5 protein-coding genes are annotated in these 10979 nt (G+C 56.0%); all 5 read left to right on the top strand.

The window, feature by feature from the left end; translation table 11 throughout:
- Positions 1 to 614: 614 nt before the first annotated feature.
- Positions 615 to 3032 carry a serine/threonine-protein kinase gene (locus tag H1B37_RS09500; RefSeq protein WP_182866413.1) on the top strand — a complete coding sequence of 806 codons (2418 nt, stop codon included), beginning with the start codon at positions 615 to 617 and terminating at the stop codon, positions 3030 to 3032.
- Position 3033: 1 nt separating this feature from the next.
- Positions 3034 to 3768: a hypothetical protein gene (locus H1B37_RS09505; RefSeq protein ID WP_182866414.1), complete on the top strand. Its 735-nt coding sequence runs from the start codon at positions 3034 to 3036 to the stop codon at positions 3766 to 3768.
- A 10-nt stretch (positions 3769 to 3778) separates the two neighbouring features.
- The gene (locus H1B37_RS09510; protein WP_182866499.1) at positions 3779 to 4339 is read left to right on the top strand and encodes an ECF-type sigma factor; all 561 of its coding nucleotides are present in this window, start codon (positions 3779 to 3781) and stop codon (positions 4337 to 4339) included.
- A gap of 1307 nt (positions 4340 to 5646) precedes the next feature.
- Complete coding sequence (locus tag H1B37_RS33720; RefSeq protein ID WP_286177571.1) at positions 5647 to 9039, top strand: sulfatase-like hydrolase/transferase; 3393 nt, start codon at positions 5647 to 5649, stop codon at positions 9037 to 9039.
- Positions 9036 to 10463 (top strand): sulfatase family protein, encoded by a 1428-nt coding sequence (locus tag H1B37_RS09530; protein WP_182866416.1) that lies wholly within the window; start codon positions 9036 to 9038, stop codon positions 10461 to 10463. Before H1B37_RS33720 ends, H1B37_RS09530 begins: the two co-directional genes overlap by 4 nt.
- Positions 10464 to 10979: the final 516 nt, after the last annotated feature.

The following is a 10979-nucleotide window of genomic DNA, read 5'->3' on the forward strand; positions in this document are numbered from 1 at the left end:
ACGACACACATCCAGCCATCGACCACCGCCAGTTCAATCGAGTCCGCCCCATCAATCGGCCGCAATTCACCAACCGTCCGGATGGTCGCCAGTTTTCTCATCATGCTTCGCTCAACGAATTCCGCATTAGTACTTCTCCCCCATCCGGATGCGAGACGCACAAAAGATCGGGCAGGTTCACTAGTGTCGACGAGTCGCAGGTCACGATCCACAGCGTACTCCGGCGTCGGCCGCCGGTGCATGACAGGGGCGAGCTCTCGAGTGCATAGCCCCAGATGGGATCAGGCGGCCGTAGCCGCGGTGGGGCACGAAGCGTACCCACGGAATTGGTGTGTCTATTCGAAACCGACTCCGGCGGGGACACTCAAAAATCCTCATGTTGGCGCGGCTACGCCCTTGGGTGCGTTGCGGAACTTAAGATCTGTAGCCGGAGGCCCAAACCGCTGCGGAAGATAACAGTCGACTGATGCTAGTTTCCGGCCCGCTGAGCGACAAAGGGATACGGATGCTGGTGTGGAGAAAAATTTTCGATTCTCTGAGGGGGACAGGGTTCGGACGACGCATTACCGGTATCGTCAATGCAACGGACTTTCATCACTCCGGGGAGCCTCGGTATGGTTCACGCTAAGCAAATGCGAAAGGGAGAGCAAATTTTCATTCGGGCACTCGATTTCGAGGACCCCGTCGAGCGAGATCGGTATCTCGACGAAATGTGTGCGGATCAGCCGTCACTGCATCGCGAAGTCAAAGAATTGTTGGCAGCCGACGAAAGAGAAGACTCAATATTGGACGGCTGCGCAGTGCTGGATGCGACGTCAACCGAGGAAGCTTTTGATCACCGACTGGAAGCGGAAATTGGCCGCTACAAAATCCTGCAGGAGATTGGTGAAGGCGGATTTGGCGTCGTCTACATGGCGGAACAGACCGAACCGGTTCGGCGAAAGGTTGCGTTGAAGGTCATCAAACCCGGCATGGACAGCCGATTGGTTGTCGCACGATTTGAAGCAGAACGTCAAGCTCTCGCGATGATGGACCATCCCAATATCGCTCGAGTTCTGGATGGTGGGACGACCGAAAGCGGCTACCCTTATTTTGTGATGGACCTGGTAAGAGGTTTGCCGATCACCGAATTCTGTGACGAAGAAACGCTCTCCACCAAAGAACGACTGAATCTTTTCAATGACCTTTGTAACGCGATTCAGCACGCTCATCAAAAGGGAGTTATCCACCGCGACATTAAACCGTCTAACGTCCTCGTATCACTGCACGACGGAAAGCCGGTGGTCAAAGTGATCGACTTCGGCATCGCCAAAGCACTCCACGGGCCGCTAACCGACACGACTTCGTTCACTAGCTTTGGTGCAATCGTCGGGACGCCGCAGTACATGAGCCCCGAACAGACATCGATCAGCGGACTGGACGTCGATACAAGGAGCGACCTCTATTCGATGGGCATCTTGCTCTACGAGCTGCTGACCGGACAAACGCCGCTGGCCAGGGAGAGGTTCCGCAGCGCGGGCGTGGACGAAATCCGCCACTTGATTCGCAGTATCGAACCTCGCAGACCGTCAGCGTTGGTGGATACGCTGGACGAAGCGACAGTCACCCGAGTTGCAAAACTCCGCCGAGTGCCGTCGCCTACCTTTCGACGCATCCTTCGCGGCGATCTGGACTGGATCGTGATGAAGGCGATTGAAAAGGACCGAAATCGCAGATATGCCAGTGCTACGGAATTGGCCGAAGATCTGCAAAACCATCTGGAAGGCAATGCGGTCTCCGCCTGTCCTCCCACTCTCGGCTACAAAGCACAAAAACTGATACGCAAACACAAAGGAAAGTGCGCGTTTGCCGCCAGCATCCTGGCGCTGCTCTTCGGTTACACCGTCAGTTTGTCTCGAGGATATGCGACGGAAAAGCGACTCAATCGTCAACTCATTCAGAGCAGAAATGATTTCCTGAGCAAAGTACTCGATTCAATTCTCACAGCCAAGGGGCGCGGGCTGGAACAAGCGATTGCTGATCTTCAACCTCTCCGCAATGCTGCCGTCCCTAGACTGAAAGACCGGATGACCGAACAGACACCCGGTTCCTATCAATGGGTCAACACCACGATTGCCTTGACCGCATTAAATCCTGCCGAGAAGTTGGGTGATCATCTGCTGGAAAACATCGATCGTCTTGAGAGCGACCTTTGCCCCAGCTTAGTAAGTATGCTGCGTACGACAAACTACAATGCGTCGCTCTTGGCCGGACACGCTCGCAAAGCGAAACTGAAACGTGACCTGGGGTCGAAGGTTCGCATCGCCGTTTTGGGCCTGTACATTGGAGACCACGAGATCGCCAAGGAAATGTTGCGTTTCGGTATCGACCCGATTCAGCGGACCGAGTTTCTATACCACTTTCCAAAGTGGCACGCCGATCTGAATGAGTTGGCGGAGCTTGCTGCCAAGAGTGACGAACCGGACTTCCGCTCCGGATTGATTCAGGCAATCGGACTAGTGGAAATGGAACGCGATGTCACAGCATTTCGAAAGAGATGGGCTCCCCAACTTCAGAAATGGTACGAGGACGCACCCGATTTGCTGACACGAAACTCGGCGGAATGGTTGCTACGCCGTTGGGGCGAAAAATTACCCAAACCCCAGTCCGCCAGCCCCCGGGAGACTCACGATTGGTTCGTCAATTCCGCCGGCATCGCCATGCGACGGATTACACCGGGAACGTTCACCATGGGGGACTGGGAAGGAAATACCAGGATCAAGGGAAACTCCGTTGAACATGAGGAGCCCATCCGTCGCGTACAAATTACTCAGCCATTTTTCGTTGCGGACCGGGAAGTGACGGCACAGCAGTACCTTCAGTGCGATCGGGAGGAAGGCTTGCTGCCTTGCCGATATCTCTCGGGCCAGACCCCGTATCCTAATTGGAACTGGATACGAGCTGCCGTGTTCTGCAATTGGCTGAGCAAGAAAGAAGGCTTGGAAGCTTGCTACCGGTTGGATGTGGACGAAACGTACCCAGTTTTTGGTTAGGTTGGCTGAATATCCGCACGTCTTTCGCCAACTCAAGAAACTGCTTCCTGACGATACACATTTGCAGCTTTGTGAGGCGAGAAATCATGCGTTTCACCAGCGTTGGCATGAGGCAGCCGAGTTGGTGCTCCCCATTTTCAAAAAGCGGCACCAACTCAATTCGCGATGGAAAGCCCCGATCGCAGACCAGGAATGGCATGAATTGGCAATCTACCTGCTATTGGCGAACCGCACCGAAGAGTTCGTTCAGCTGCGAAGATGGATGCTCAAGCAGCTTGATAATTCGAGGAATCACTACGACACTCGCAACTGGACCGTGCTGAAAGCGGCAACACTACCTGGATCCTTGGACAGTGACGAAAAGCAGCTCCTGAAGGAACTGATTGAATTTGAGCAGGAACTGTCCGGCGATAGCAGTGGGATTGCCCCCTATGGATTTGCCCTTTTTCGACAAGGGCAACACGGCGAATTGCTGGAGCTATGGAATCGCAAGAAAATGTATCGGCGTGGTGACAACCGCGTTTTTTTGCATCGTGTTATGGCTCTACACGCTCTCGACCGACACGAAGAAGCACGCGAAAGTCTAACGAGTTGGCTGGACGAGACGGATCGATATTACCGGCCGAGTTTGAGTGGTCCTTGGCCACAGCAGTTTGGATGGGCGCACGGCCTCTCCACCAACCTGTATCTCGACGAAGCCAAGCAAATGATTCTTGGCGATCAAGAGACAGATTGACAGAACACTAATGTCCGAAGTTACCAAAATCCTACAAGCGATTCAGTCGGATACGGGGCAGTATCGGTCGAGGGATCTGTTGCCGTTGGTCTATTCCGAACTGCATCGACTCGCTTCGGTGAAGCTGCATCGCGAAGCTCCCGGAAATTCCCTGCACACAACGGACTTGGTTCACGAAGCCTATCTACGATTGGTCGGTGACGAGCAACTATCGTTCGACGGTCGCGCCCATTTCTTTGCCGCTGCGGCGGAAGCCATGCGCCGGATCCTGATCGACCGCGCCCGCAAACGACACGCTCAGAAGCGGGGAGGGAATCTGATCCAGATTGAATTGCATCCGGACGGGGTTTCGTCGAATGGCCAGCCCGCTGTAGAAGATCTTATGGCTTTGAATGATTCTTTGTCCCGTTTGGAAAACCTCGAGAAAACCAAAGCCGAATTGGTCAAGTTACGATTCTTCGCTGGGCTGAACATGCCTGAAATTGCGGCGATGATGGACATTTCACTGGCAACCGCCGAAAGACGCTGGCGTTTCTGCCGCGCGTGGTTAAAACGAGACATGGAACGCTAGCTTTTGTCCGTGTTTCGTTCTAGCGTATGATGGACTTCCAGTCCGTTGTCTGAAGGAGTCAAAGGGCAGGAGGCAATCGCCAGATTGGCTCTACAGGTATTTTTAGCTAACGATTCGTTTTTGGACGTGGCGAATAAACCTAGCGAAATCGTGCATTTTCTGAAGATTGTGATCCATCGCTCGGATCAGGTCGGAGATTTTGGTTGCGGAGCGGGAGTCAGGAAAATGGTTGCCAGTGGTGCTCCGGTTTCATCGACCGGAGCAGCGAATTGGCAAGCACGCTCGGCCGGTCTTGGACGAGCAGCCAAGCCAGCAAGATTCTGGTTTGGAAGCGGGTTTGCTCCGGCGTGGCGTTGACAGGCACGGTTATCTGGAATTCGGGCGCTACGGTCGACGCCGAAGCGATAACGGTGGATGATTCGCCACTGGCATCCAACGTACTTCATTGCCCAGCTCGCTTCGGCCTGAATGGTCTCCGCGTGCAATCGGACCAGCTTCGGCGCGGCGGTCAGATTCACCGCTGCGCCGAATCGGATGACGGAAACTGCGTCGTCTGGTCCAACCGATGCCCTCATCGAAGTGCGCTCGATAGGACCAATGGGATCGATAGCCCTAGGTATCCTTTCGGCCCCATTGCATGGTCGATGCCCCACGTCCAGTGCTGGGATCTTCCGGAGGAAGAATCTCCACCGGACCGGACTGGTCCTTCCCCAGCGCCCACTGTGCGATGTCGTAATGATGGGCCCCCATGTCCGTGTGGCCTCCGCGCTATCGACCGGAGCATCCCTTCCCAGGTCCGCGTGCTCGCAGAGCCGGAGTCCGTTGTCCCCCGCACATTCAGTGGTGCGATTGGCAATACCCAACGCAAAAACGATTGGACGCTGGAGCCGATGCCTGAGAAAATCACAAACACTGAAATGGGCATGGTTAACACCTCCGTTTCTGGCGGGCTCCGATGTCCATTCGTGAAGACGCAACTCGATGTAGGTCTTGGTGCGCATTTCACATTGCACGCGTTAGCAGCTATTCTACGCTGAACGTCCTGCCTGCTTGAATTATCATCCCGAGCTCGACCGCCCGAAGCCAGATGAAGCGGAGGCGGGCGATTACGGAGCAGCTACACGCCAAAAAATTACTTGGTCTGCGATGCGTCAAAGATGCGTCGTGCCCTCCGCCGACCCCAATCGGCCGAGGGTCATCTAAACCGAACACTTGTCGCCCCCAATTCGGACATCACAGCAATGCCTCAAAAAACCTGGGTCCTGCGCGATCCACACGCCGAGGCAACCTCAGCATTCGAGTCATCCATGAATCAAACCCTACAATCAAGTTTTTTGAGACTCATCGTTTGTCTGTTGCTATTGCTGTCGATGAGGAACGGCGACGCGATGGCACAAGACTCCGAGCCGACGCCGAATGTCGTCTTCATCCTCGCCGATGACCTCGGCTGGAGCGATACGACGCTCTACGGAACGACCGACCTTTACCAAACGCCAAACATCCAGCGATTGGCCGAACGGGGCATGACGTTCACGCGGGCGTATTCGTCCAGCCCGTTGTGTTCGCCGACGCGAGCGAGCGTTCTGACGGGATTGAGCCCCGCGCGGCACGGCATCACGGCACCAACATGCCACCTTCCCAAGGTCATCCTCGAACCGGTCGTGCCGACCAGTGCGGCGCCGAATAAATTTTCGACGACACCCCAGTGCGTGTCCCGGCTGGACACTCGGTACTACACCATGGCCGAAATGTTTCGGGACAACGGTTACGCGACGGGGCACTTTGGCAAGTGGCACCTCGGCCCGGAACCCTACTCGCCACTGGAACATGGATTCGATGTCGACGTTCCCCACCATCCCGGACCAGGTCCAGCGGGCAGCTATGTCGCTCCGTGGAAGTTCAACGACTTCGATCATGATCCGGACATTCCGGACGAGCACCTCGAAGACCGCATGGCCAAAGAAGCCGTGGCCTTCATGGAAGAGCATCAGAACAAACCGTTCTTTTTGAACTACTGGATGTTCAGTGTGCATGCTCCGTTCGATGCCAAACAAGATTTGATCGACAAATATCGCAAAATCGTCGACCCGAAGGATCCGCAGCGTAGCCCGACTTACGCGGCAATGATCGAAAGTATGGACGACGCGGTCGGGACGCTGCTCGACACGCTCGACCGCCTGAAGATCGCCGACAACACGATCATCATTTTTGCGTCGGACAACGGCGGAAACATGTACAACCTGGTCGATGGTGGAACGGCGACCAGCAATGCACCGCTGCGAGGCGGCAAGGCGACGATGTACGAAGGCGGTGTGCGAGGGCCGGCGATCGTCGTTCAGCCCGGTTCGGTCGAAGCCGGCTCGCGTAGCGACGAGATCATTCAAAGCAGCGACTTCTATCCGACGTTGCTGGAAATGTTATCGATCGATGCAAAGCCCGATCAGGAATTCGATGGAATCAGCATTGTCCCCGCATTGGAGGGCGAATCGCTGGACCGTGAAGCCATCTTCACGTACTTCCCGCACGGGCCAGGTGTTCCGGATTGGTTACCACCCTCGATCAGCGTCCACGCCGGCGACTGGAAACTGATCCGCATCTTCCACGGCGGTGAAAACGGCGGTCACCGTTACAAGCTGTTCAACCTGAAAGACGACATCGGCGAACAAAGCGACCTCGCCGAACAGTTCCCCAAGCGTGTGAAGCAACTCGACACACTGATCGAACAACACCTGAACGAAACGCAGGCCGCGCGTCCGCTGGCAAATCCGAAGTTCGCCCCCTCGAAATACGACATCACCCAAGAAGGCAAAGCGGAACTGAAAGGCGGCGCAAGCAAGAAGCCGGCCGGCGGAAAATCAAAGCCTGCCGGCAAGCCCGTCGCGGGGTGGCAACCGGGAGGCACCTGCACCTTGTCCGTCGCAAACGGGGCGTTGCTCGTGAAGAGCACCGGAGGTGATCCCCACCTCAGTCACACGCTCGACGAACCGCTCCCCGCCGGCTCCTTCACGTTGCGGTTCACGATGATCTCCGATTCGAGCGGAAACGGCCAGGTGTTCTGGCAAGAGCAAGGGGCTGGACCTTTCAACGCCGATCGCAGTCACAAGTTTGACGTTCGGCACGACGGGAAAGCACATTCCTACGCGGTCGAATTTACCGCGACGGATCGGGTGATTGCAGTACGAATCGATCCCTCGCGCGGCGACGGCGAGGTGGAGATTTCGGACATCCGATTCGTTGGCGAGGATGGTTCGACACTGTATCAGTTGAAACTCCCCACGGCCTCGGATGCGCCACAACCGGTTTCGCAAAACGGTAGACGTCAACCAAACGTGATCGTCATCTACACCGACGACCATGGCTATTCGGACCTCAGCTGCCAAGGAGTCTTCGATGACGTGGCAACGCCCAACATCGACGCGCTCGCGCGGGGCGGCGTCCGCATGACCGACGGATACTGCACCGCACCGCAATGTGTTCCTTCCCGGGGCGGACTGATCAGTGGTCAGTACCAAACCAAGTGGGGATTGGAATCGAATCCGCAATTCCGAGATGCGGCGACCATGAAGCGTTTCGATGAACTCAAGACGATTCCGGAGCGTCTGCAGAGCGTTGGTTACGTGACCGGCATGGCTGGCAAATGGCATCTTGGACTGGGCCAAGCCGAGAGAATCGCGACTCACGGTTTCGACAAGGTCTTTCACAAAAATAGCAACGGCCCAGGCCACTGGAACATGAATCTCGACGGTGAAGACGTCGAGGCACAAGCACAAAGAGGTGGCGGCTATCACATCGATATGATTTCTGATTTCGCCTGCACGTTCATCGACCGATTTCACGACAAGCCATTCTTCTTCTATCTCGCCTGCCGAGCGCCGCACGTGCCGCTGGATGCACCAAAGGCATACCTCGATCGGTTCCCTGGAGAAATGCCAGAGCGTCGACGTCAGGCACTCGCGATGTTGTCCGCCGTCGACGATGGAGTCGGCCGGATCATGGCATCGCTGCGCAAGCACGAACTCGAAGAAGACACACTGATTTTCGTGATCAGCGACAACGGCGCTCCGCTGAAGATTCACAAACTCGATGCGCCCGGCGGCGGCCCCGGCTGGGACGGTTCACTGAACGATCCGATGAACGGCGAGAAAGGAATGTTGACCGAAGGAGGCATTCGGGTGCCGTTTGTCGTCCAGTGGAAAGGCACGATTCCCGGCGGACAGGTCTACTCCCATCCCGTCATCACGCTGGATGTCGGCGCGACGGCTTGCTCCTTGGCCGGACTCCCCAATGACCCGGTGCTGGATGGTGTCAACCTGGTCCCGTTCCTGACTGGAGAAAACAAAGCGGCCCCCCATGAAACCTTGTACTGGAGGTGGCTGGGCCAGTCGGCGATCCGCAAAGGGCGATGGAAGTACATCCGAGCCGATGAGCGCGAGTATCTGTTCGATCTGGAAAACGACTTCCGGGAGACCAACGACTTGCTTAGCGACTCACCTGAGATCGCAGCGTCCCTTCACAAGGATCTCAAGGCATGGGCCGACACTCAGTCGCCACCCGGCATCTGGGCTCAAAGATCGGAAGGGATGAGTCGTCAGGCGGCAAAGTACTTTGATTGGTACATCGACGGCAAACGCGACGCCGGTTCGGCGGCAATTCAGCAGGAGCAAACGACCAAAAGAAAGCAGAAGAAGATTGAACAATGAACTTCCGATCAATTGGTTTTGCCGCCGTCCTTGCATTCTACGGTGCGACCTCTGCGGGTGCCTCCGAACGCCCGAACGTTCTGTTCATTTTGACGGAAGACCAGGGCGCGCACCTGAGCTTATTGGAAACACCGGGACTGCAGACACCGCACATGGACGCTCTGGCGAAGTCCGGAACGTACTTCAGCAACGCATTCGTCGTTTATCCAGTGTGTTCCGCATCCAAGGCGGCGATTTACACCGGGCTGCACAACCACAGCAACGGCATCCTGAACAACACGCACAACTTCCACAAACCGGCCGGCCAAGTCACTGCAGCAGAGCGCGGACTCAAACTTGCGCAAGCGAATCGGATTCACGATGAGTTCAAAACGCTGACAGAGATTCTAAAGGCGAATGGCTACTATCAAGGCGTCACACACAAGCTGCACGTGTTGCCGAACGAGAAGTTTTCGTACGACGAGTTTCTGAAGGGCTCGCGAGCAGAAATGGTTGACTTCATCCGAAACGCCAAGTCCCGCAAGCAGCCTTGGTTTCTGATGTTCAACATCCCCAACTCTCACCGGCCTTACCCGAACAGCGACAAAACACCGATCCGTGTTGATCCGGACGAAGTCGAACTTCCTGCCTATCTGCCGGACTCGCCGGAGGTTCGCAAGGACTGGGCGGAATACTTGGCGGGGATCGAACAAGCGGACTCTCTGACCGGACAGGCGTTGAGCGTGCTTGAACAATCCGGTAGCAGCGACAACACGATCGTGATTTTCATGAGCGACCACGGCCCGACGTTTCAGCACGGCAAGATGACGTTGTACGACCTTGGTCTGCGTGTGCCGCTGATCGTTCGGGGCCCCGGAATCGCACCGGGATCCCACTGCAACGAACTGGTGAGTGAGCTCGATCTACTTCCAACCATTCTGGATCGATGCGACATCGAGCCAACCATCGACTATCCGCTTCACGGCAAATCGGTCACCGGACTGCTGCAGGGGGACAAGCACGCGATGGGGCATGATTACATTTTTGCCGAGATCTCCAATCGTGGGCCGCTGCCCAACAACGGCATGCAGGAACGCAGTGTCTTCGATGGTCGGTGGAAATTGATCTATCGTGAAAACGTCGAAACTGCGTGGCGGCAGGTCAATGCGGACAGCCGGCAATTCAAGGTATGGGGAAATCGCACCTACGCGGAGACGATTCGGCTGAAGGACAGATTTCCACAACAGTACCAAATCCTGGCAGAGATGGACCCGCAGAATCTTGGAGGCACAGTTCCGAAGCTTGAGCTTTACGACCTTCATTCAGATCCACACGAAATGCACAACCTGGCGTCGGAAGCTCAGCATCAGGAACAACTCGACAGGCTACTCAGCGCTCTCAGAAACTGGGTGAAATCAACCAAGGATCCAGCGGTGAACCCCTGACATGAACTTAACGCCCTTCTTTGCCGTGATTGGTGTTCTCTTGGTTTCATTGGCCAGTGTTTCCGCTGCTGAGCATCCTAACACTCTGCTTATCGTCACGGACGATGTCGGTTTCTCGGACCTTGGGTGCTACGGTGGAGAAATCGACACTCCAAATTGAAATCGGTTGGCAGCCGAAGGAATCTGCTTCAGCGAGTTCCAATTCAATCCGATGCGTCGGTGTCCGCCAGCGATGCGCGGCAGCGCATTCGATTCATGTGGGAGATCGGGGCAATCGTTGCACGTCCATGTGGCACGCCGGATGGGACGGATAGGACACAGGGGACCTAGAAGTCCTGGACGTGCGATTGGTCCCATTGCACGACCGTTGCCCCTTCGAGCAGCGTGCAAGGGCCAAAGCTTCCCGACAGGAATGGCTCTGGCATCAGTATTGGTGTGCAGACTTTCGCCGCACTGTCGCTGCGACGCACAACCGGGTATCGTCAGTTGCCACCACTTTTTAGGATAGCCAAAGCA

Source organism: Stieleria mannarensis, from assembly GCF_014154935.1.
Taxonomy (GTDB): domain Bacteria; phylum Planctomycetota; class Planctomycetia; order Pirellulales; family Pirellulaceae; genus Stieleria; species Stieleria mannarensis.